This window comes from Hypericibacter terrae (assembly GCF_008728855.1).
Taxonomy (GTDB): Bacteria; Pseudomonadota; Alphaproteobacteria; order Dongiales; family Dongiaceae; genus Hypericibacter; species Hypericibacter terrae.
Window position 1 is genome coordinate 3,475,427 of the sequence record NZ_CP042906.1, and the last position, 21,078, is coordinate 3,496,504.

Here is a 21,078-nt window from a genome sequence, read left to right on the forward strand (position 1 = left end):
ACGCCCGCGGCCCGAGAGTTGACCCGGCGCGATCCCGACCGGCTAGACTGCATCGATGCAGCCGATCAATCCCCGATCCTTCTATCCCGAAGGGCCGCTCTGGCATCAGGGCCGGCTCTATTACGTCGAATATTCCGAAGATCGCGTCATGTGCTGGGACGGCGCGCAGAACCGTCCGGTCTGGCATCGAGCCGGCAGCGGCCCCTGCTCGCTCATTCCCGCGGCCGAGGGCGGCCTCTGGGTCGCCTGTTTCAGCGGCGACCGGCTTGAGCGCATCAGCCTCGACGGGCAGTGCCTCGAGCGCGTCGAGCCGGGTCCCGGGGACCAGGGCTTCGGGGGCCCGAACGACTTCACGAGCGATGGCGAAGGCGGGTTCTATTTCACCGGATCGGGCGCCTTCGACGTGACGGCACCCAGGACGGGCCGCGTGTTCCATCGCGCGCGCGACGGCCGCCTGCGCTGCGTGGCAAGCGACATCCAGTTTGCCAACGGCCTGGCGCTCTCGCCCGATGGCCGCCGCCTCTTTGTCAGCGCCCATCTCGCGAAGGAGCTGCTGGTCTTCGAGCGCTGGCCGGACAGCAGCCTGGGGCCCGCGCGACGCTTTCTGTCGCTGCCAGACCTGCTGCCCGAACCGGCCTTCGCCAATGGCTATACCGGCGGTGACGGCATGAAGATCGATCGTTCGGGCCGGTTCTATATCTGCCAGTTCGGCGCCGCGCGCATTCTCGTCTGCGCTCCGGACGGCGCGTTCATCCGGGCGATCGAGATTCCGGATCGCGACGTGACCAATGTGGGCTTCGGGCCCGACGAGAGCAGCCTGTTCGTCACCGCCGTCACCGATTCCTGGACGGCGCCCTATCCCGGCCTCGTTTACCGGCTCGACAATCCGATGGTCCTGCCCCCGCATGGGCGGCAGTGAACCGATTTTCGGCGCCCTTGTCCAATCGCCATCCTGGTGCCTGAAGGCACCGGCCGAAGGTTTCCGAGCCGGTCTCGCTATGGACCCTCGCCGGACTATCGCCGACAATCGCGGGCACGAGCGCCCGATGGCCAGAACCCGTGCCAGGACCCGACGCAAGATCGCCGCGCCCCGCCCTCCCCAGGGCCATGCGCGAAAGCCCGCGCAGCGCGCGGGCGCGGTGTCGATCGGAGGATGGGACCCGGCCGCCCTGGGCGGCGTCGCCTCCAGCATCGCCACCGCGGATTTCTATCCGACATTGATGCGGACCGTGGCGGCGACGCTGGGCGCCGATCTCGCCATGGTCATGCGCTACTCGCGGCACAGCGCGCCCGACTATGTGGTGCAGGACGATCTGGAGCCCGAGCATATCGAGCTTTATCGCGGCGGCCTCTATCGCGTGGATCCCGTCTATCGCCTTTGCCGGAGCGGCGAGCCGCGCGGCGTCTATACGCTCGCCGACGTGACCACGCCGGAAGAGCGTTCCGGTGACTACTTCAACGTCTTCCTCGCCCTGACCGGCATGGCGGACGATCTGGTGGTGCTGTTTCCGGGGCCGGCGGGCACCAGCATCGGCCTCGCCTATGAGCGCAAGACGGTGTTCCGCCGCCGCGAGGTCACGAGGCTGCGGCAGATCTACCCCCTGCTCGAAGGCCTCCAGACCGCTCATGAGCGCCTGATGCTGGCGAAGCTCGCCAGTCTCGAACGCTCGCCCGACAAGCCGATCCGGATCGTCGATCACCGGGGCCAGGGCATCTTCGAAAGCAAGAGCTGGCAGCGCGCCTTGATCGATAATCCCGGCGCCCTCGCGAAGCTGAACGCCCTGGACGGCGAGGCCCCCGTCAGCCTCGAGCTCGCCCCGGGGCTGGTGCTTCACGCGGAACCGCTGGACGCAGGTTTTGCACTCGCACCCAACGGCCGCCTGCTGCTGCTCGAAACAGCGAATGACGGCCTGCCGCCGCTCGACTACGGCCAGGCGACGGTGCGCTTCCTCGAGGACCGGCTGACGCCGCGCGAGCGCGATATCGTGGGGTTGATGCTGCTGGGCTTTCCGACACTCAAGGTCGCCGAACGGCTGGGCCTCAGCCTGAACACGATCAAGAATCACAAGAAACGCCTCTATCACAAGCTCGACATCACGACCGAGCGCGAACTGTTCCTGAACTTCGTATCCTATCTTTTCGGGCAGCGCTGACGCCCCCGCCGCTTCGCTTGGCCCGTTCGGGTCCATTGGCCTGGACGCGTGGATCGGCGAGCCTGGAACCGCCGCCGTTGGGGAGAACGATCGAATGACCGTCGCACCATCGCTTCAAGCCTATATCGATGCCTTCGCCGCCAAGGACGCGGAGATGGCGTCGGCACTCTTCGCCGATGGTGCCGTCTATGAGATGCCGCTGCTGGGGCAAAGGCTGTTCGGACGGCGCGAGATCAGGGCCGGCCTGGCGCACATCTTCGCGCTCGCCGAGCGTTGCGCCTTCGAAATCGAGACCGCGCAGTCCGGACCGGGTGCCACCATCGCCGAAGGCCGCCTCAAGGCCAAGCTCCACCGCGATCGCGACCCGGTCGAGATGCCGGCGGCGCTGGTCATGCAAGCCCGCGACGGCGCCATCACGCGGCTCTCCGTCTATCTCGACGCGCGGCCCTACCGACTCTGGAGCGACGGGCCGATCTTCGCCCCGACGCGCTGACCTCTTCGTTCGACAGGAGTCATCCCATGCCGAGCACCTTCACGCCCCGCCAGGCCATCGAGCTCTATTGCAGCGCTTTCGCCCGTCGCGCGCCCGACGAGATGGAGGCCCTGTTCGCCGAGGATGCCGTGTTCGACCTGCCCCTCAACGACACGCGCCATCACGGCCGCGCCCAGATCATGCGCGAGACCCGCACCGCCATCCGCGGCTTGCGAAACATCGAGGTGGTGATCGACCACATCGCCGAGCAGGGCTCGACGGGCTTTGCCGAAGGCTATTTCTACGCCGAGCATGTCGGCATCTCGCCGCATGTGGATGGCACGCCGGGCCGGCTGGATTTCAAGTTCGTGGCCGTGGCCGCGATGAAGAACGGCAAAGTGGCGCGCTGGACGGAGTATTTCGACACCAAGCCGCTCAAGCCCCGCGAACGCAGCCGGATCTATCCGATCACCCGCCGCTCGCCCTATTGGGAGGGCAGCGTGGAGGCCGGCGTCTCGGAGTTCATGATCTACAACCATGTCTATTTTCCGCTGGTCTATCACCATTCGCCGGCCGAGGAATATGCGGCCCTGACCGAGCGCGTCACGCTCTGGGACGTCGGCTGCGAACGGCAGACCGAGATCGCCGGCCCCGATGCCGTCGCTTTCGCGAACTTCCTGACCACGCGCGATCTCGCCAAGCTCAAGCCCGGCGATTGCCGCTATACGGTCGCCTGCGACCCCGACGGGCAGATCATCTGCGATCCCGTGCTGCTGCATCCGAAGAAGGATCTGATCTGGCTCTCGCATGGCGATGCCGATCTGACGCTCTGGGCGCGCGGCATCGCGCTCCAGGGTCGCTATCGGGTCGAGGTGCGCGAGCCCGACGTGGCACCGCTCCAGATCCAGGGACCGCATGCGATCGAGGTCCTGCGTCCCCTCGTCGAAGCCTCGATCGAGCAGATCGGATTCTACAAATGCGTGACGACCCGTGTCGCCGGCATCGAGGCCGTGGTCTCACGCACCGGATGGAGCGGCGGCCCGGGCTACGAGGTCTTCCCGCTCTCGAGCGCGCGCGCCATGGATCTCTGGCATGCCATCCGCGAAGCCGGGCGGCCCTACGAGATGATGGTGGTCGGCCCCATCGTGGACCGCGCGGTCGAGAAGGGCGTGACCGACACCGCCTATCACAGCAATTCCGGGATGAACCCCTACGAGGCGGGACATGGCCGGCTGGTCGATCTCGACAAGGGCGATTTCGTCGGGCGCGAGGCGCTCGCCCGGGTCGCCGCGGAGGGTCCGAAGCGCAAGACGGTCGGGCTTTTCATCGAGGGCGACCTGCCGAGACTCGAATGGTATTGGCCGCTGGAGGACGAACGGGGCCGCCCCGGCGAGGTGCGCTGGGCGGTCCATTCCTGGGCGCTGGACCGCAGCATCGGCATCGCCTTGGTCGACGCTTCCCTCGCCGTCGGGGACCCGGTCAGGGTACACCACCCGTTAGGCAGCCCGCGCGCGATTGTCACCGATCTCCCGTTCGTGTGAGATTCGTGGGGTGAAGAAGGTAAATTTCCCTGACACCGTCTTTTTCGAAGCCTCGCACCCCGAGTCGAGAAAGCGGCGGCCCATAATGGGCTTGCCGGCCGGTCTTGCCAGTCCGCATAAGGGCCGCCAGAGCCGGTTATTGTTGGTTGATTGTCCAGTCCGGTGAACCTGATAGCATTCCAAGCAGTTGGGGAGACCTGCTGGAATGCCAAAGCTTGGACTGGAACCTATCCGCCGCCGCCAACTGATTGAAGCGACGATCGCGTCAATTCACGAGGACGGTCTTGCCGACACCACGGTGTCGCGCATCAGCGCAAGAGCCGGCATGTCGCCCGGCATCGTGCACCATTATTTCGTCAACAAGGACGACCTGCTGGAGGCCACGCTGCGCACGCTGGGGGGCCAGGTGCGCGAGGTCACCCGGCTCCGTCTGGGCGAGGCCACCGATCCACGCGACAGGCTGCGGGCGATCATCGGCTCCTGGTTGGCACCCGAGCAGTTGACCCCGGCCGCCGTCGCCGCCTGGCTTTCATTCTGGGCCCAAGGCCGCAAGCAGCCGCGCCTCGCCCGTGTGCAGCGCGCGATCGTCTGCCGGCTCGATTCCAGCCTGCGTCACGAACTGAAGCAGCTCTTGCCGACGATCGACGCGGTGCGGGTGGCCGAAGGCCTGAGCACGCTGCTCGAGGGTCTCTGGTTGCGTGCGGCGCTCTCGCCCTATGGCCTCGAGACCGAGCGCGCCATGCTGATCGCGATCGACTATCTCGAGCTGCAGTTGAACAAGCGCCGCGAACCGCAGCCGGCCTGAACTAGAGCCGACCCAGATAATAGTCTTCGAGCGCCTGCTGGATCTCTTCGCGCGTGTTCATGACGAAGGGGCCGTGACGCACCACCGGCTCGCCGATCGGTGCCGCCGCCAGCAACATCGCCGATGCGCCTTTCGCGCCGGCCGTCATCGCCAGCGCCTCCCCTTCCGATCCCATCACCGCCAGTGAGCCCGTCGGCACCGTGACGCCGCCGATCGCCACCTCGCCCGCGAAGACGAACAGCAGCAGCGTGTGGCCCGTCGCGACCGGCACCTCGAAGGCGGCCTTCGGCTCGAAGCGCAGATCGGCGTAGAGCGGATCGACCGAGATGCCCTCGACCGGTCCGCGCCGGTTGCCGAGCGTCCCGGCGATCACCTTGGCGGTCACGCCGGGAGCCGGCGTCGAGAGCGCCAGCTGGTCGGCTTCGAACTCCTGATAGCGCGGCGCGCGCATCTTGAGGGCCGCCGGCAGATTGACCCAGAGCTGGAAGCCCTGCATCAGCCCCTCGGTCTGCTCGGGCATCTCCGAATGGATGATGCCGCGACCGGCCGTCATCCATTGCACGCCGCCCGGCCCCAGCACGCCTTCATGGCCATGATTGTCTTTGTGGCGCATGCGACCCGCCAGCATGTAGGTCACGGTCTCGAAGCCGCGATGCGGGTGATCGGGGAAGCCGCTGATATAGGCATCCGGATCGTCGGAGCCGAACTGGTCGAACAGCAGGAACGGATCGATCTGCCCCAGCCGCGGCGTGCCGATGATGCGGCTGATCTTGACCCCGGCGCCGTCGGTGGTCGGCACGCAAGGAAAGAGCGCCGCCACCTGCCGATGGGTCGTCCCGCCTTTGGCCGTCGCTTCAGGGGTCGGTCTCGCCATGCCCGTTCTCCTTCGCCGCCGATATCGGACGGGACGGACACGGGGTCAAGGCACTCGAGGGTAACCGGCTTTAGGCGCCGGGGCGACGCCTGGCGCCGACGACGCCCTTCTCGGTCACGACCTGGCGCATCTTGATGTCATGCGGCTGCGGATGGATGGTTTCGAGCCGGCCCATCTCGAAGCCGATCCCGATGGCCGCATGGCCGGCACCCAGCTTCGCCAGGGTGCGGTCGAAATAGCCGCCGCCATAGCCCAGCCGATAGAAGTCGGGCGTGAAGCCCACCACGGGCGCCAGCAGCAGGCGCGGCACGACTTCTTCCTTTGCCGCCGGGATCGGAATGTTCCAGACGCCGAGCTCCATTTTGCTGCCGGGCCGCCAGGGCCGAAAGACGAGCGGCGTCTTCGGCTCGACCACGACCGGCAAGGCGAGCGTGAAGCCCTCGCCATCGAGGGTCCGCATCAGTGGCCGCAGATCGGGTTCGCCGCGGAACGGCCAATAGAAGCTGATCGGCCCCTCGCTCTCGCGCAGGATCGGCTCCAGCGTCTCGATGATGGCGCGGGTCCAGCGCGCGCGAATCTCCTGCACAGTCGCGACCCTTGCAGCGATCAGCCGCTCGCGCTCGAGCTTGCGCCAGGGCCGCACCTCGTCCCAGCTCATCTTGGCCTGGCTCATGCGCGCATCGCCTCCAACCGGTCGAGGGCCGCGTCCGCCTCCGCCATCATGTCGGCGATCACCTGCGCCGCGGACCGAGCCCTGGTGATCCGCCCTGCCCCCTCGCCGGCAAAGGGCGGCATCTTCTCGAGATCGCCGGTGGTGCTGCGCAAGGGCGAATGGGTGCTGAATTTGAGGATCGGATCGCCCGCATCCTCGCCGATCGGCTCGCGCGGCAGCTTGTCCGGGTGATGGCCCCAGAGCTTGTGGCCGACGGCCTCGGTCAGGCTGTTGCGCAGGACCCGCACGGGGGAGTTGGGGGGCCAGTTGATCGCGAAGAGGTCGGTATGGACCGTGTCGCCGCTCCTGGCATCGAGGATGCGCCGCTTGTGGAAGTCATGGGCGAAGGATTCCGGAGTCGGCAGGAACACCGTGCCGCAATGGACGCCATCGGCGCCGAGCGCCATCGCGGCCAGCATATCGGCGCCGGCAACGATGCCGCCGGAGGCCGCGATCGGGACCTTCACCGCCGCCGCGACTTCGGGCAGCAGCACCGAGAGCGGCAGTTTCCCATGCACATGGCCGCCGGCCTCCACGCCCTGCACGATGATGACATCGGTGCCCGCCCGCTCCGCCTCGATCGCCGCGGCGACGCTGCCGACCTGATGCAGCACCAGGCAGTCGGCCTCGCGGGCACGCGCGACGATGCCGGGCATCACGTTCCAGTGGAAGCACATCGCCGGCACCTTGGCGGCGAAACATACCTCGAGCTGCTCGTCGAGCAGCTTCGGATCGGTCGCGAAGGGAATGACATTGACACCGAAGGGCCGGCCGGTCCGGGTCCGGACCGCGGCGATCTCGCGGGCGATGAGCGCCGGCGGCTCGCGCACCATGCCCAGCAGGCCGAAGCCGCCAGCCTCGGAAACGGCGGCCGCGAGCTCGGAACGCGCGGGCCCGCCCATGCCGGCCGAGATGATGGGGTATCGGCAGCCAAGTTTCTCGGTGAGCCTGGTCTTGAAACCATGCCCGGTATTTTGTGCCATGCCTTGCTCCCGTTTGGCCGTCCGGAAGATTGGACGACCATCCAGGCCGGCAAGTCTGGTGCATAACCCGGGCGCCCAGCCCTGCAAAAAGCGGAAGGCTCCGTTGCGGGAAGCGGGCGGAACCGCCCGCCCCGCATCGGTTTTCAGCGCTGGCTCGCGGCCCAGTTGGGATTGATATAGACCGGCGCTTCGGAGCGCGGCAGCGGCGCGTTGCCCAGGATCATGTCGGCGGCCTTTTCCGCGAGCATGATGACCGGCGCGTTCAGATTGCCGCTGACGACGGTCGGCATGATCGAGGCATCGACCACGCGCAGGCCTTCCATGCCGTGAACCTTCAGCTCCGGATCGACCACCGCCATGCTGTCGGTACCCATTTTGCAGGAGCAGGAAGGGTGATAGGCGCTCTCGGCCTTGGCGCGGATGAAGGCGTCGATCTCGGCATCGGTCTTGACGTTGGGACCCGGCGCCAGCTCGGCGCCCCGGACGGCGTCGAAGGCCTTCTGCGCGAAGAGCTCGCGCGTCAGGCGGATGCCGGCGCGCATCTCCTGCCGGTCCTGCTCGGTCGACATGTAGTTGAACTGGATCCGCACCTTGTCGCGTGGATTGGCCGAGCGAAGTTTCACCCAGCCGCGGCTGGTCGAGCGCATCGGTCCCATATGGGCCTGGAAGCCATGACCCGCCTGGGTCTGGCTGCCGTCATAGGAGATCGCCATCGGGAAGAAATGATATTGCAGGTCGGGGTGCTCGACACCGGCGCGGCTGCGGATGAAGCCACCGGCCTCGAAATGGTTGCTGGCTCCCCAGCCGGTGCCGAACAGCGCCCATTCGATGCCGGTGCGCAGCTTGCCCAGCGCGTTGTAGCGCCCATAGAGCGTGATCGGCTGGGTCGCCTCCATCTGCACATAGGTCTCGATATGGTCCTGCAGATTCTGGCCGACGCCCGGCAGATGCTGCACCACCGGGATGTCGAAGGATTTGAGCTGCTCGGCATCGCCGACGCCCGAGAGCATCAGGATCTGCGGCGAGTTGATGGTGCCGCCGCTGACGATGACCTCGCGCTCGGCCCGCGCGCGATGGACCTGCCCGCCCATTTCATACTCGACGCCGACGGCACGCTTGCCCTCGAACAGGATGCGCGAGGTGAGCGCGCGGGTATGGACCGTGACGTTGGACCGCTTCATCGCCGGATGGAGATAGGCGCGGCCCGCGCTCCAGCGCCGGCCCTTGCGGGTCGTCATCTCGTAGGGCCCGAGGCCCTCCTGCTGATAGCCGTTCACATCCTGCGTGACCGGATAGCCCGCCTGCTTCGCCGCCTCGAGCCAGGCCTGCAGCAGCGGCGGAAAGGTCACCTGCGAGGAGACCCAGAGCGGACCGTCGCTGCCGTGATACTCGTCGCCGCCTTTGACGCGATGCTCGGCGCGCTTGAAGTAGGGCAGCACCTCGGAATAGGACCAGCCGCGATTGCCGCCCTGGGCCCAGCGGTCATAGTCGCGCGCATGGCCGCGGATATAGACCATGCCGTTGATCGAGGAGGAGCCGCCCAGCACCCGGCCGCGCGGGCACAGCATGACGCGGTTGTTCATGCCGGGCTCGGGCTCGGTCTGGTAATACCAATTGATCTTGTCGTCGGCCAGCGGATAGGCGAAGGCCGCCGGCATATGGATCTTCCAGTTCCACCAGCTGTCCGGCGGTCCCGCCTCCAGCACCAGGACGCGGTTCTCGGGCCGGGCCGAGATCCGGTTGGCCAGCACGGAGCCGGCCGAGCCGGAGCCGATGATGATGTAGTCGAACGCCTGGTCCGCCATCCGCAAATTCCTCCCCCGCTGGGCCTCTTCCTTACCGTCCGGGCCCATCGCCCGTCCAGGGTGCCTTGGGGACCAGCCAAGCGCCCGAACCCTTTGCGGGCTGGCCTTCGCGCGGCGGATTAGGGGCTGGAAACGTCAATTTGCGGGGGCATCCCTCTAGGCAGACCGGCGCCTCGCGGCGCAGCCTTGCCGGAGCGCTACTCGCCCTCGAAGCCCGCAAAGGAGCCTCGCATCATGATGATGGACTGGACCGCCTATCAGCAGCAACTCAAGGCCAATGTCGGCGAGATCGCGAAGCTCAGCCCCGAGACCCTCCGGGGCTATGCGGGGTTGAGCGGCGCCGGTCAGAAGACCGGGCATCTCGACGCCAAGACCCGCGAGCTGATCGCGCTCGGCGTCGCCATCTCGCTGCGCTGCGACGGCTGCATCGTCACCCACACCGACGCCGCCATCAAGAATGGCGCCACGAAGGAAGAGATCGCCGAGGCGCTCGGGGTCGCGATCGCGATCAATGCCGGCGCGGCCCTGGTCTATTCGGCGCGGGTGATGGACGCCTATGCGGCGCTGAAGCCGGCGGGGTGACGGGGAGCCTGCGCGTCAGAAGGCGATGGCCGTGATCAGATGGGCCATTATCCTTATCGCGCCCCCCGCGGCAATTGAACCCACGAACACCAAGAGGGCCTTCCATAACCGCGTACGCAAAATCAATCCGCGATCGGTAAGGCTGTCCGGGTTAAAAACCACATTGAGCGGATTGTAACGCAACCAGCCATTCGATCCGCCAGCTTTAGTATTGAATGGCAGACGTGCCATGCATATGACCGCAACAAACCAGCTTATAACTCCAACGATCCAACAACCCGCAAACAGGATGATAGTTATTGCTTTGAGAGCTTGGTCCATTTGCCAACGTTCCCCTTCGATGGCTGTCTGCTACTCGTGTAGTCGAAGAGGTTCGGTGCATTGCACGTTGCGGCTGCAGAACTTCAGAAAGGCGGCGCGGACCCCGGCGACACTCTTCTCAATGAACTGCATGCGGTGCCTGCATCGTCGATGTGCCCGCCATCTGTCGGCCCCGTGCCCTTTTTCCGAGCATCACATTATCAAAGACAACCCGATCTAGAAGGCCTAGGCAATCCGGCCGCCTTCCGGCCTTCTTGCCGATGCCCTAGCATGACGCGCACCGGCGAAACGGAGGCCGGGTTCGGAGATCCGGATTGCTCAAGCAGTTCATCGAGCGTTACCTGGAACCCGGCGAAAGCCTGGGCGAGGTCATCTTCGGGCTGATCATGCTGCTGACCTTCACGCTGGGCGCCAGCGTGCTGGCGGGGCTCGATATCATCACCGCCCGCCATATCATCCTCGCGGCGATCGGCTGCAATCTCGCCTGGGGCATCATCGACGCGGCCATGTTCGTGATGGGCAGCCTGTTCCTTCGCGCCCAGCTCTCGCGCTTTCACCGCCTGATGCAGGAGGCCAAGGATCACAAGACGGGGATCGCCGCGATCCGCCGCGTGATCGACCGCCGCTATGGCGAGTTCAGCGCGCCGGAGGACGTCGACCATCTGGCCGAGGGGATCTATCGGACGATGAAGGGCCGGCGACGCCTCCGGGCCCGCGTCAAGCGCGACGATCTGATGGGCGCCCTCATCGTCTTCGCGCTGGTCGCGGGTCCGAGCCTGCCGCCGGCACTGCCCTTCCTCTTCGTCGACGACCCCTTCGTCGCGATCCGCCTCTCCAACGCCATCCTGATCGGCATGCTGTTCCTGGCGGGATTCCGCTGGGCGCATTATACCGACGTCAATCCCTGGTGGGCCGGCGGCCTGCTGTCTCTCTTCAGCGTGGCGCTGGTCGCGGTCGCGATCGCGCTCGGCGGCTGAGGCTTCCGTTGATCAGACCTTGTGTCCCAGCTCCGAGCGCGGATCGAGGGTGGCGGCGACCGAGGACGTCGTGGTGACCGGCACGAAGGTCGCCTGATCGCGGCTGGGGAGCGCGGCGCGGCGCGTCATGCGCCAATGGGTGAAGAGCGCGATCGAGCCCGTCATCAGCGCCATATAGGCGAACAGCGACTGCGGCCCGAAATGGCCCATCAGCACCGACGCGATCAGCGGGCCGGCCGTGGCGCCGATGGCCCAAGCGAGCAGCAACCCGCTCGAAGCCGCGACCATGCGCTCCTTCGAGACATAGTCGAAGGCATGGGCGATCGCGAGGGGATAGATCACCGCCATGCCGCCGCCGAAGAGCAGCGGCAGGCCGATCACGATCCAGTCGGCGGCCTTGCCCTCGAGCCCGGCGAGGCTGAAGGAATAGTTCACCACGAAGAGCAGCGTCGTGGCGATCAGCACCACCAGCAGCACGGTGCGCCGGTCGAACTTGTCGGAAGCGCGCCCGATCGGCCATTGGAAGATCAACCCGCCGACGACGGCCATGCCCATAAAGAGCGAGACCTGGAACACGGAGAGATGCGTCGCCTGGGCATAGATCACGCCCATGCCATAGAAGCTGCCGGATAGGATGCCCGCGCCGGCGCAGCCGACCACGCCCAGGGGCGAGATGCGATAGAGCTCGGCCAGCTTCAGCGGCGCGACCTCCCGCAGATCGGGGCCCTGAACGTGTGTCAGCACGACCGGCACCAACGAGATCGAGAGCAGCAGCGCCGCGACACAATAGAGGGTCAGCGAGTGCACGTCGCTCAGATTGACCAGGAACTGCCCGACGCTCGAGGCGGCGTATGAGGTCACCATGTAGAGGGAGAGAATCTGGCCGCGCGTCGTATTGCTGGAGCGCTCGTTGAGCCAGCTCTCGATCACGGCGAAGAGGCCCGCCATGCAGAAGCCGTTGACTCCGCGTAGGATCGCCCAGGCATAGGGCTGGAACCAGAGCGCGTAGAGGAGAGTCACGGCGCAGACCAGGGCCGCGAAGGCGGCGAAGGCGCGGATATGGCCGACGCGCCCGATGAGATCGCGGCCCCAGAGGCTGCCGGCGACGAAGCCCGCGTAGTAGCAGGACATGACGAGGCCGGAGGTCTCGGCCGGCACCCCCTCGACGCCCAGCCGGATCGGCAGCAGGATGAACATCAGGCCGTTGCCAATGATCATGATGGCCGCCCCGAACAGGAGCGAGAAGACGGAACGGACGGCGGTGAACATGAGGGGAGGACCGGACTTGAACGGGAATTACAGGGTGGCGGCAGAATGACTGAGGACTTCGCTCTTCACCAGCAGCTCGCGGCCGACACGGTGCCGATCGCGGACTGGCCCTTGTCGTCGCTGCGGCTGATGCGCGCCGAGCGACGCTGGCCCTGGCTCATCCTGGTGCCGCGCCGGGCGGGCACGCGCGAGATCGCCGATCTGGACACGGCCGACCGGGCGCTGCTGATCGAGGAGATCGCCGACGCGACCCGGCTGCTGCAGGCCCTCTTCGGCCCCGACAAGGTCAATGTGGCGGCCATCGGCAATATGGTGGCCCAGCTTCATGTCCATGTGGTGGCGCGATTCCATGACGATCCGGTCTGGCCGAAGCCGATCTGGGGCCAGCTCCCGGCGGAGCCGTATGAAGCGGCGGCGCTCGAAACCCGCCTCGCCCAATTGCGCCACGCCCTGGCGACCGGACGACACAAGGGGTGAGGCATCTCTATTCTCTCCTCCCCCGCCTGCCCCCTTGTCATGCCCGGACTTGATCCGGGCATCCAGTGCCCCAGCCCCTGGATCGCCGGGTCAAGCCCACGGCTGTCCGGTTCCGGTTTCAGCTCCATTGTAGCGCCATTTGATGTGGGTTCGGAATTGGGGCGGTTTCGGGTTCGAGCAGGCGGTCGATGCGCCTGCGATGCATGAGGTTGGCGCGCACGAGGCGGGCGAAGGCCAACGGGCTGTGACCGTCCTTGATGGCTTTCTGTGCCAATCGCAACAACAGGAAAGCGATCAGGGCGACGGCGATCTGGATGCGAACGGCGTTCTCGGAAGTGCCGAGAAAGCGGGTGATTTTCAGGGTCTGCTTGACCCACCGGAAGAACAGCTCGATCGCCCAGCGGCGCTTGTAGAGGTCTGCGATCTCCTGGGCGCTGGCGTCGAGATCGTTGCACAAGATGCGCAGGATCTTGCCGGTTTCGGTCTTCACGCGGATCTCGCGGACCGGGTCTTGGAAGGGGTTTTTGCGGCTGGCGGCTTGGCGGGCCGGGAGATATCCGATCCGGTCGGAGAGAATGGCGCTGCCCCGGGGCAGGGCGTTCTCGGCGACGAGGGTCAGGGGTGTGTTGGATTTGAAGCGAGTGACGATGCGGCATCCGGCAGCGTCCAGCTTGGCCCACCAGGCATAGTCGTAATAGCCGAGGTCGAAGACATAGGTGGCGCCGGGCTCGACCGGCATGTCGTGGGCGGGGGTAATGTCGTTGACATTCGCCGCACTGACAGCGGCATAGATGGGGCGGTCGGCGTCGGGATCGTAGATCACATGCAGCTTGGCGCCGCAGACGCCGGCGCTGAAACGGGCCCAATCGGCGCTCAGACCGCTCAATCGCAAGCCAGTGGAATCGATCAGATAGGTGGTTTCGGCGATCTTGCGGCGCAGCCCGCGATGGGCCTGCTTGATCATCACGGCGAGCAACTCGGCGAACAGCCCGCTCGGCCTTATGGCATTGGCATCGGCCAGCGTCGAACGGCGAACCTCGCCCGTTCCCAGGTGATAGAGCCGCGCCGCGTGGCTCGTCAGCCCGCTCACGATCTCCCGCAGGCTCGTCGCGCCCGAAAGCTGGCCGTAGAGCAGCGCCACGAACTGGCCCTTGGTCGTCAACCGCCGCACCCGAGCATCGCTATTGTGGGCCTCGACCAGCCGATCGAAGTCGAGCCACGCAACCTGCTTAAGAACCGAATGAAATACGCTATTCTGGTGCCGCATGGCGCTGACCCTCTGCCCGTGTCCCGAAACGTTTGCCGACGTTCAGGACCGAGTAGAATCAACGCCATGCACCGCGTCCACAAAAACTCAACCGGACAGCCGTGGGTCAAGCCCGGCGATGACAGCCAGGGATGCCATCACAGCGCCGGCAGCAAGCGCCGCACCGTCATGGCCGCCGCCGCTCCCGCGGCCGGCAGGAAGGCCATGAAATCGATGTGGCTCGCCGCACCGGCGAGGTCGCTGAGGGCGCGGACGACGACGCAGGGGACCCCGTGCCGCTCGGCGATCTGGGCGGCGGCGGCGCCCTCCATCTCGACCGCCAGCGCGCCCGGGAACCGGCGGCGCAGCGCCAACCGGGCCGGGGCGGCATTCACGAACTGGTCGCCGCTGAGGATGGTGCCGAAGCGGATCTTGGGCCGGCGCTCCCGCCCGCCCGTGGCGGCGGCCGGCATCGGCGGCAGATGGAGCCCCTTCAGCGCCGCCCGCAGCCGCGCGCTCAGCTCCGGCGTCAGGCTGTAATAGGGGTCGTGGCGGCGTTCGCCCATCGGCATGGAGCCCGCCCGGTAATTGACCAGGCCGCGGCGGGTCAAGGCGCCGTAATCCTGCTGGGCAAGGCGGTCGGCCACCACGATATCGCCGATGCCGAGCCTGATATCGAGCCCGCCGGCGACGCCGGAGACGACCAGCGCCCGGCAGGCGAAGCGGTCGAGCAGCAGGCTCGACACCTGCGCCGCGCTGACCTTGCCGATACCCGAGAGCGCCAGGACGACGTCATGGCCGTCCAGACGGCCGGCGATGAAACGCCCGCCCGCCCGCTCCTCGCTGCGCGCCCGCTGAAGCCCCTTCTCGAGCAACGCCAGCTCATCCTCCATCGGCGTCAGAATGCCGATCGGTCGGGCTCCGGCCATCGCTCTCTCGTCCCCTGCTCGCGCCTGCCGACAAAGTTATAGTCGGGACCCGCGAGACCGACCACCCCTGCCGCCATTCCTTTGCCCGGGATTCGGCCCTCTCCGGGTTGTTCCCCAGGGGCAATCGGGTCCATATCGTGGGGCGGGCGAAGCCGCACGGCTTTCGCGGCGACGCCCTCGACTGACCCTTCCCTACGTTCCGGCCCCTTCCCGCCATGCCCGCGCCTGTCATCCTATGGTTTCGCCAGGATCTGCGTCTGGAGGACAATCCGGCACTGACGGCGGCTGCGGCCGAAGGGCCGCTGGTCGCGCTCTATATCCTCGACGAGACCCGCGGCCTGCGGCCCTGGGGCGGTGCCTCGCGCTGGTGGCTGGCCGAGAGCCTCCAGTCGCTGGAAAAGGAGCTGCGCCGCAAGGCGGTGCCGCTGATCCTGCGCCGCGGGCCGGCGGCGAAGATCCTGGCCGAGGTGATCGCCGAGACCAGGGCGAAGTCGGTGCACTGGAATCGCAACTACGAGCCTTATGCGATCCGGCGCGACAAGGCCATCAAATCCGATCTCGCCCGGCGCGGGATCGAGGCCACCAGCCATAACGCGGCGCTGCTGTTCGAGCCGTGGACAGTGAAGACCCAGGCCGGCGAGCCCTTCAAGGTCTTTACGCCCTTCTGGCGGTCGCTCCAGACCCTGCCGGCGCCGCCCCGGCCGGCACCGGCACCGCGCAAATTGGATAAGGCTTATAAGCAGCCGCGCTCCGACAAGCTTGCGGACTGGAAGCTCAAGCCGACCAAGCCCGATTGGGCTGCTGGTTTCGCCGCTGCCTGGCGTCCCGGCGAGAGCGGTGCGCGATTGCGGCTCGAGGAATTCCTCGCCGGCCATCTCGCTCATTATCACGAGAAGCGCGACCGCCCCGATCTCGCCGCCACGGCGCAGCTCTCGCCTCATCTCCATTGGGGCGAGATCGGACCGCGCCAGATCTGGCATGCGGTGAAGGCGCTCGAGATCGCGTCCGGCGATCTCGTGCCGGGCCGGGCGGCCGAGGCCTTCCTGCGGGAGCTCGGTTGGCGCGAGTTCTCGCATCACCTGCTGTTCCATTGGCCCAAGATCGCGACCGAGCCCTGGAAGCCCGACTTCAGACGGTTTCCGTGGCGCAGCGACAAGGCGGGGCTCGCCGCCTGGCGGCAGGGCCGCACCGGCTACCCGATCGTCGATGCCGGCATGCGCGAGCTCTGGGGCACGGGATGGATGCATAACCGGGTGCGCATGATCGCGGCCTCCTTCCTGGTCAAGCATCTCCTGATCCCCTGGCAGGAGGGCGAGGCCTGGTTCTGGGACACGCTGGTCGATGCCGACCTCGCGCAGAACGCGGCCAGCTGGCAATGGGTGGCGGGCTCCGGCGCCGACGCCTCGCCCTATTTCCGCATCTTCAATCCCGTGATCCAGGGCGAGAAGTTCGATCCCGACGGCGCCTATGTCCGGCGTTGGGTCCCGGAGCTGGCAAAGGTGCCAGCCGAGTTCCTGCACCAGCCCTGGACGGCGCCACCGACGTTGCTGGCTGCCGCCGGTGTCGTGCTGGGGCGCGACTATCCCGAACCCATCGTCGACCACGCCGCGGCGAGGGCGCGCGCGCTGGCGGCGTTCGAGAAGATGAAGCGGTAGATTCTGTCCCCTCCCCCGTTCCGGGGGAGGGGATGGCAAAAAGCCACTTGTGCCCCGCGTCATATCGCTGTCACGAACCGGTCACGCGGGAGTCCTGGCCTTCTGTCTATGGTCGCGCCAGATTTCAGCGCCGTCATGTTCGGTCCCCGATGGCGCGCTCACCTCTGGAGAGAGAGGCCTAATGACGTCGATCGACCGTTATCCCCCGATGACCATCCCCGATGCCGACGATGTCGGTTCCAACCCCACCGACAATTCGCCGCTGATCGAGATCGCGGCGCGCCGCTACAGCCGCCGCGCGGCACTGCGGGGCCTGGGCCTCACGGGCGCCGCCGGCCTCTTCACCGGCCTCCTGGGCGCGCGCTCCGCCAAGGCCGACGGCAATCCCTCGACCCTCACCTTCGAGGAGATCGAGCAGGGCATCGATGACGGGCTGCGGCTCGCCAAGGGCTATCGCGCGGACGTGCTGATCCGCTGGGGCGACAAGCTGAACCCGAACGCGCCGGCGTTCGAGGCCGGGAAATCGACCGCCGCCGGTCAGGCGGTGCAGTTCGGCTACAACAACGACTTCATCGGATTCATTTCGCTGCCGGTAGGCTCGAACGCCTCGGACCACGGCCTCCTCTGCGTCAACCACGAATACACCAATATCGAGCTGATGTTTCCGGGCCTCGCCGAGGACGACAAGCTCGACAAGGCGACCGCCGACCAGGTCGCGACCGAGATGGAAGCGCATGGCCATTCGATCCTCGAGATCAAGCGCACGGGCGACAAATGGGCGGTGGTCGAGGACAGCCCCTATAACCGCCGCGTGACGGCGACGACGCTGATCTCGATCACCGGGCCCGCCGCCGGGAGCGACCGCCTCAAGACCTCTGCCGATACGTCAGGAATGTCCGTCAAGGGCATGGTGAACAACTGCTCCGGCGGCATCACGCCCTGGGGCACGGTCCTGACCTGCGAAGAGAACTTCAACAATTATTTCGGCGGCGATCCGTCCGCCGCCCCCGACGCCGCTTCCTTCAAGCGCTATGGCGTGAAGGGCGAGCCCGAATACGCCTGGTGGAAGCATGAGGCCCGCTTCGACCTGAGCAAAGAGCCCAACGAGCCCAACCGCTTCGGCTGGGTGGTCGAGATCGATCCGTTCGATCCGAAGTCGCCGCCGATGAAGCGCACCGCGCTGGGCCGCCTCAAGCACGAGGCCGCGACCAGCGTCGTCGACAAGAGCGGCCATGTGGTCGTCTATCTCGGCGACGACGAGCGCTTCGACTATCTCTACCGCTTCGTCAGCAAGGGCACCTACAGCGCCGGCGACCGCAAGGCCAATCTCGGCCTGCTCGACGACGGCACGCTGTCGGTCGCGAAGTTCGATCCCGACGGCAAGCTCCATTGGCTGCCGCTCACCTATGGCGAAGGCCCGCTGACCGAGGCCAACGGCTTCAAGAGCCAGGCCGACGTCGTCATCGAGACCCGCCGCTCCGCGGATCTCCTCGGCGCCACGCCGATGGACCGGCCCGAGGATGTCGAGACCGATCCGGTGACGGGCCGCGTCTATGTCGTCCTCACCAACAACTCGAAGCGCGGCTACAACCAGATCGACGCCGCCAACCCGCGCGCCGACAACGCGGCCGGCCATATCGTCGAGCTGATCCCGGCGGGCGGCGACGGCAAGGACGCCGATCACACCGCCGCCGAATACAAGTGGGACATGTTCCTGGTGGCGGGCAATCCGCTCTGGGGCACCACGATGTATGGCAAGGGCACCAGCAAGAATGGCTGGCTCGCCTGCCCCGACAACGTCGCCTTCGATCCCAAGGGCCGGCTCTGGATCGCGACCGACCAGGGCGGCACGCAGAAGAAGTTCGGCATCGGCGACGGGCTCTATGGCACCGATGTCAGCGGCGACGGCCGTGCGGTCACGCGCAAGTTCGTCGCCATGCCGCGCGACGCCGAGACCTGCGGCCCCTGTTTCACGCCGGACGGCAAGACGCTCTTCATCGCCGTCCAGCATCCCGGCGAAGGCTCCGTCTTCGCCGAACCCACCACGCGCTGGCCGGACTTCGACCCGAACCTGCCGCCGCGTCCCGCCGTGATCGCCATCGTCAAGGAAGACGGCGGCGAGATCGGCAGTTGAGTAGACGTGCCTGACCTGTCTGGACTGAGACTTGGTTCCCCTGACTTCATGACGCAGACGAACCTTTTCTGAGCTAGTACCCCGACTACGGCCTTGAACTGGCGGGAAGACGGCAACACCGTTTTCCCGCCATTTTTTATTGTTCTTGAATGGGTTACGGGCGAGCCCTCGGCGGTCGAGCGCGACATTGGCGAGGCCGCAGATTTGTTATAATGTAACCTCGACCTGCGATCTGGAGATGAGGCAAGGCGAATGGCTCCCGTCACCGGCATGAAGACCGTCGCCCACGATCACGAGCATTGCATCGCCGAGGCGCTGGGCGCGGCGGAGTCGCTCTGCGGCGAGCGCGGCGCGCGGCTGACCGACATCCGCCGACGGGTGCTGGAGCTGGTCTGGCAGAGCCATGCGCCCGTCGGCGCCTATGAGCTCTTGGAAGCGCTACGCGCGGATGGCCGCGGCGCGCAGCCGCCCACGGTCTATCGCGCACTGGAATTCCTGATCGAGCAGGGCCTCGTCCACCGGATCGAATCGCGCAACGCCTTCATCGGCTGCACCCATCCGGCGGAGATGCACAGCTACCAGTTCCTGATCTGCCGCGGCTGCGGCAGCGTGGCGGAACTGACCGACCGCGCGATCGCGACCGCGATCGAATCCGGTGCGCGCAAACAGGGCTTCGCGACACAACGCTCGACGGTCGAGATCGAAGGCCAGTGCGCGGCCTGCCAGCAAGCGGCCTGACGCTTCATATCGTATCCCCTCCCCCCTCGCGGGGGAGGGTCAGGGAGGGGGTTGCTCGGCCTCTGATCAAGTGACGGAACGCGAAGCACATTCAGCGGCAAACATCGCGTCCTCCCCCTCCCTTGCCCTCTCCCGCATGCGCAGGGCTGTCCGGGGAAACTCATGCATAACAGAACGCCATCTGGTTGGCTGGGACTTTGGGAGATGGCTTGCTTGGATTGACGGGCGGCGGGCGATCGATACGGTGGAAGGTTTTCCTGGTAAAGAGCGACTGGCCGACGAGTTCGGCCAGTCGCAGGAGGGGGATTTTCACGCTGTGGAGGCGCGCGCCGATGCGCAGGAGCAGATAGGCGATCATGGCGGCGAGGACCTGCAGCCGGATGGCATTTTCGTTGTTGCCAAGGAACTTGCGAATATCGAGATGCTGCTTGATCCAGCGGAACAGCAGCTCGATCTGCCACCGGGTCTTGTAGAGGGTGGCGATTTCCACGGCCGAGCGGGTCATATCGTTGGTGATGAGGGTGATGACGCCGCCTTTTTCGCGCCGGACCCGGATCCGACGCAGCCGGATCGCCAGCTTGGAATCGCCCTTACTGACGAGGCGGACCTCGGCGTCGTCGATGATCCTGAAGCCGTCGCCGACAATCTTCCGGAGCTTGCGCCGCTTGGTGGCGCGCAAGCGCATGTTGGACTTCGCGCGCGTGACGAAGACCGCCTCGGCGGCGTCGATCTGGCACCACCAACTGTAGCGACAATAGCCTTTGTCGAAGACATAGGTGGCTCCGGCCTCGATCGGCACGCGCCGGCCCACCTCGATGTCGTTGATGGTGGCCGGCGTGACCTCGACCGAGCAGGGGCGATCGGCCTTGGGATCGTAGACGACATGCATCTTCATGCCGCGGATCCGGCCGTTCCAGTCCGCCCAGGCGCAGACCTTGCCCAGCGGAATCGGCGAGGCGTCGATCAAACGCAGCATCTCGTTCCCTTCCTGGCGAGCCAGCCGATCCACCTCCTGGGAAAGCGTGCCAAACAGCCCCGCAAACACACTCACTGGACGGCGCGCATTGGCATCCGACAAGGTCGAACGAACCAGCTTCCCGACCCCCAGATGGTAGTGATGCTGGGAGTTGGCGTTGAAACCCGCCTCCACCCCCCGCAGGCTCTTGGCGTGGCTGAGCTGGGCGTAGATCAGCGCCACCAGATGATCCCAGCTCTTGAAGGATTTGTCGTAGGCATCGCCGTCGTGGCGCTCCACCAGCGTGCGGAATTGACGCCGATCGATGGGTTTCAGCAGGCTCACGAAGATGCTACCCATGTACTGCATGCCCGGTTCCCTTTCTGAGTCTCGACAACCAGAAAGTACCCGGAAAACCTCCGGAAAACCGGGCATGCGCCCGCGACCTAT

General features: G+C 66.4%; 20 protein-coding genes. 11 read left to right on the forward strand and 9 right to left on the reverse strand.

Annotated features, from left to right (window positions below; translation table 11 throughout):
- Positions 1-55: 55 nt before the first annotated feature.
- From FRZ44_RS15860 to betI, 5 genes are all read left to right on the forward strand, one after another.
- A complete protein-coding gene (locus tag FRZ44_RS15860; protein WP_151178104.1) occupies positions 56-919 on the forward strand; it encodes an SMP-30/gluconolactonase/LRE family protein in 864 nt (287 codons plus the stop codon).
- A 127-nt stretch (positions 920-1,046) separates the two neighbouring features.
- Positions 1,047-2,153, forward strand: a complete 1,107-nt coding sequence (locus tag FRZ44_RS27320; RefSeq protein WP_225308288.1) for a response regulator transcription factor — start codon at positions 1,047-1,049, stop codon at positions 2,151-2,153.
- 94 nt (positions 2,154-2,247) lie between these two features.
- Positions 2,248-2,646 (forward strand): nuclear transport factor 2 family protein, encoded by a 399-nt coding sequence (locus tag FRZ44_RS15870; RefSeq protein ID WP_151178105.1) that lies wholly within the window; start codon positions 2,248-2,250, stop codon positions 2,644-2,646.
- Between the two features lie 26 nt (positions 2,647-2,672).
- On the forward strand, positions 2,673-4,166 hold the full coding sequence (locus FRZ44_RS15875) for a nuclear transport factor 2 family protein (protein ID WP_151178106.1): 1,494 nt from the start codon (positions 2,673-2,675) through the stop codon (positions 4,164-4,166).
- 205 nt (positions 4,167-4,371) lie between these two features.
- Positions 4,372-4,971: a transcriptional regulator BetI gene (betI, locus tag FRZ44_RS15880; RefSeq protein ID WP_151178107.1), complete on the forward strand. Its 600-nt coding sequence runs from the start codon at positions 4,372-4,374 to the stop codon at positions 4,969-4,971.
- Between the two features lies 1 nt (position 4,972).
- Here the strand turns inward: betI and FRZ44_RS15885 are convergent, their stop codons facing one another.
- The 4 genes from FRZ44_RS15885 to betA all read right to left on the reverse strand — a co-directional run bounded on the left by FRZ44_RS15885 (position 4,973) and on the right by betA (position 9,345).
- Positions 4,973-5,845, reverse strand: coding sequence for a pirin family protein (locus FRZ44_RS15885; protein WP_151178108.1), 873 nt, complete (start codon positions 5,843-5,845; stop codon positions 4,973-4,975).
- 70 nt (positions 5,846-5,915) lie between these two features.
- Entirely contained in the window at positions 5,916-6,518 is a 603-nt protein-coding gene (locus FRZ44_RS15890) for a 5-formyltetrahydrofolate cyclo-ligase (RefSeq protein WP_151178109.1), read from the reverse strand.
- Entirely contained in the window at positions 6,515-7,540 is a 1,026-nt protein-coding gene (locus FRZ44_RS15895) for an NAD(P)H-dependent flavin oxidoreductase (RefSeq protein WP_151178110.1), read from the reverse strand. The genes FRZ44_RS15890 and FRZ44_RS15895 overlap by 4 nt, the downstream gene beginning before the upstream one ends.
- Before the next feature lie 143 nt (positions 7,541-7,683).
- Positions 7,684-9,345 carry a choline dehydrogenase gene (gene betA / locus FRZ44_RS15900; protein WP_151178111.1) on the reverse strand — a complete coding sequence of 554 codons (1,662 nt, stop codon included), beginning with the start codon at positions 9,343-9,345 and terminating at the stop codon, positions 7,684-7,686.
- A gap of 234 nt (positions 9,346-9,579) precedes the next feature.
- Here betA and FRZ44_RS15905 point away from each other — a divergent pair, with 234 nt between their 5' ends.
- Positions 9,580-9,927: a carboxymuconolactone decarboxylase family protein gene (locus FRZ44_RS15905; RefSeq protein WP_456077616.1), complete on the forward strand. Its 348-nt coding sequence runs from the start codon at positions 9,580-9,582 to the stop codon at positions 9,925-9,927.
- A 15-nt stretch (positions 9,928-9,942) separates the two neighbouring features.
- Here FRZ44_RS15905 and FRZ44_RS15910 read toward each other — a convergent pair whose 3' ends face one another.
- Complete coding sequence (locus FRZ44_RS15910) at positions 9,943-10,248, reverse strand: hypothetical protein (RefSeq protein WP_151178112.1); 306 nt, start codon at positions 10,246-10,248, stop codon at positions 9,943-9,945.
- A gap of 314 nt (positions 10,249-10,562) precedes the next feature.
- On the opposite strand from FRZ44_RS15910, the gene FRZ44_RS15915 reads away from it, so the two are divergent.
- Complete coding sequence (locus FRZ44_RS15915) at positions 10,563-11,225, forward strand: VIT family protein (protein ID WP_151178113.1); 663 nt, start codon at positions 10,563-10,565, stop codon at positions 11,223-11,225.
- 12 nt (positions 11,226-11,237) lie between these two features.
- Here FRZ44_RS15915 and FRZ44_RS15920 read toward each other — a convergent pair whose 3' ends face one another.
- Positions 11,238-12,494 (reverse strand): MFS transporter, encoded by a 1,257-nt coding sequence (locus FRZ44_RS15920; protein WP_151178114.1) that lies wholly within the window; start codon positions 12,492-12,494, stop codon positions 11,238-11,240.
- 45 nt (positions 12,495-12,539) lie between these two features.
- On the opposite strand from FRZ44_RS15920, the gene FRZ44_RS15925 reads away from it, so the two are divergent.
- The gene (locus FRZ44_RS15925; protein WP_151178115.1) at positions 12,540-12,971 is read left to right on the forward strand and encodes an HIT family protein; all 432 of its coding nucleotides are present in this window, start codon (positions 12,540-12,542) and stop codon (positions 12,969-12,971) included.
- A gap of 118 nt (positions 12,972-13,089) precedes the next feature.
- Here FRZ44_RS15925 and FRZ44_RS15930 read toward each other — a convergent pair whose 3' ends face one another.
- The gene (locus FRZ44_RS15930) at positions 13,090-14,238 is read right to left on the reverse strand and encodes an IS4 family transposase (RefSeq protein ID WP_151175409.1); all 1,149 of its coding nucleotides are present in this window, start codon (positions 14,236-14,238) and stop codon (positions 13,090-13,092) included.
- A 137-nt stretch (positions 14,239-14,375) separates the two neighbouring features.
- A complete protein-coding gene (locus FRZ44_RS15935; RefSeq protein WP_151178116.1) occupies positions 14,376-15,146 on the reverse strand; it encodes a 5'-methylthioadenosine/adenosylhomocysteine nucleosidase in 771 nt (256 codons plus the stop codon).
- Between the two features lie 215 nt (positions 15,147-15,361).
- Between FRZ44_RS15935 and FRZ44_RS15940 the strand changes: the two genes are divergently transcribed.
- The 3 genes from FRZ44_RS15940 to FRZ44_RS15950 all read left to right on the forward strand — a co-directional run bounded on the left by FRZ44_RS15940 (position 15,362) and on the right by FRZ44_RS15950 (position 19,673).
- Positions 15,362-16,801: a cryptochrome/photolyase family protein gene (locus FRZ44_RS15940; RefSeq protein ID WP_151178117.1), complete on the forward strand. Its 1,440-nt coding sequence runs from the start codon at positions 15,362-15,364 to the stop codon at positions 16,799-16,801.
- A 181-nt stretch (positions 16,802-16,982) separates the two neighbouring features.
- Positions 16,983-18,935, forward strand: a complete 1,953-nt coding sequence (locus FRZ44_RS15945) for a PhoX family protein (RefSeq protein ID WP_225308289.1) — start codon at positions 16,983-16,985, stop codon at positions 18,933-18,935.
- Between the two features lie 252 nt (positions 18,936-19,187).
- Entirely contained in the window at positions 19,188-19,673 is a 486-nt protein-coding gene (locus FRZ44_RS15950; RefSeq protein ID WP_151178118.1) for a Fur family transcriptional regulator, read from the forward strand.
- Between the two features lie 160 nt (positions 19,674-19,833).
- Here the strand turns inward: FRZ44_RS15950 and FRZ44_RS15955 are convergent, their stop codons facing one another.
- Positions 19,834-20,997, reverse strand: a complete 1,164-nt coding sequence (locus FRZ44_RS15955) for an IS4 family transposase (protein ID WP_151175693.1) — start codon at positions 20,995-20,997, stop codon at positions 19,834-19,836.
- Between the last annotated feature and the right edge of the window lie 81 nt (positions 20,998-21,078).

What these genes read in the sequence shown, in the direction of transcription:
- FRZ44_RS15860 (WP_151178104.1), top strand. Translation starts at nt 56, where the DNA reads ATGCAGCCGATCAATCCCCGATCCTTCTATCCCGAAGGGCCGCTCTGG.
- FRZ44_RS27320 (WP_225308288.1), top strand. Translation starts at nt 1,047, where the DNA reads ATGGCCAGAACCCGTGCCAGGACCCGACGCAAGATCGCCGCGCCCCGC.
- FRZ44_RS15870 (WP_151178105.1), top strand. Translation starts at nt 2,248, where the DNA reads ATGACCGTCGCACCATCGCTTCAAGCCTATATCGATGCCTTCGCCGCC.
- FRZ44_RS15875 (WP_151178106.1), top strand. Translation starts at nt 2,673, where the DNA reads ATGCCGAGCACCTTCACGCCCCGCCAGGCCATCGAGCTCTATTGCAGC.
- betI (WP_151178107.1), top strand. Translation starts at nt 4,372, where the DNA reads ATGCCAAAGCTTGGACTGGAACCTATCCGCCGCCGCCAACTGATTGAA.
- FRZ44_RS15885 (WP_151178108.1), bottom strand. Translation starts at nt 5,845, where the DNA reads ATGGCGAGACCGACCCCTGAAGCGACGGCCAAAGGCGGGACGACCCAT.
- FRZ44_RS15890 (WP_151178109.1), bottom strand. Translation starts at nt 6,518, where the DNA reads ATGAGCCAGGCCAAGATGAGCTGGGACGAGGTGCGGCCCTGGCGCAAG.
- FRZ44_RS15895 (WP_151178110.1), bottom strand. Translation starts at nt 7,540, where the DNA reads ATGGCACAAAATACCGGGCATGGTTTCAAGACCAGGCTCACCGAGAAA.
- betA (WP_151178111.1), bottom strand. Translation starts at nt 9,345, where the DNA reads ATGGCGGACCAGGCGTTCGACTACATCATCATCGGCTCCGGCTCGGCC.
- FRZ44_RS15905 (WP_456077616.1), top strand. Translation starts at nt 9,580, where the DNA reads ATGATGATGGACTGGACCGCCTATCAGCAGCAACTCAAGGCCAATGTC.
- FRZ44_RS15910 (WP_151178112.1), bottom strand. Translation starts at nt 10,248, where the DNA reads ATGGACCAAGCTCTCAAAGCAATAACTATCATCCTGTTTGCGGGTTGT.
- FRZ44_RS15920 (WP_151178114.1), bottom strand. Translation starts at nt 12,494, where the DNA reads ATGTTCACCGCCGTCCGTTCCGTCTTCTCGCTCCTGTTCGGGGCGGCC.
- FRZ44_RS15925 (WP_151178115.1), top strand. Translation starts at nt 12,540, where the DNA reads ATGACTGAGGACTTCGCTCTTCACCAGCAGCTCGCGGCCGACACGGTG.
- FRZ44_RS15930 (WP_151175409.1), bottom strand. Translation starts at nt 14,238, where the DNA reads ATGCGGCACCAGAATAGCGTATTTCATTCGGTTCTTAAGCAGGTTGCG.
- FRZ44_RS15935 (WP_151178116.1), bottom strand. Translation starts at nt 15,146, where the DNA reads ATGGCCGGAGCCCGACCGATCGGCATTCTGACGCCGATGGAGGATGAG.
- FRZ44_RS15940 (WP_151178117.1), top strand. Translation starts at nt 15,362, where the DNA reads ATGCCCGCGCCTGTCATCCTATGGTTTCGCCAGGATCTGCGTCTGGAG.
- FRZ44_RS15945 (WP_225308289.1), top strand. Translation starts at nt 16,983, where the DNA reads ATGACGTCGATCGACCGTTATCCCCCGATGACCATCCCCGATGCCGAC.
- FRZ44_RS15950 (WP_151178118.1), top strand. Translation starts at nt 19,188, where the DNA reads ATGGCTCCCGTCACCGGCATGAAGACCGTCGCCCACGATCACGAGCAT.
- FRZ44_RS15955 (WP_151175693.1), bottom strand. Translation starts at nt 20,997, where the DNA reads ATGCAGTACATGGGTAGCATCTTCGTGAGCCTGCTGAAACCCATCGAT.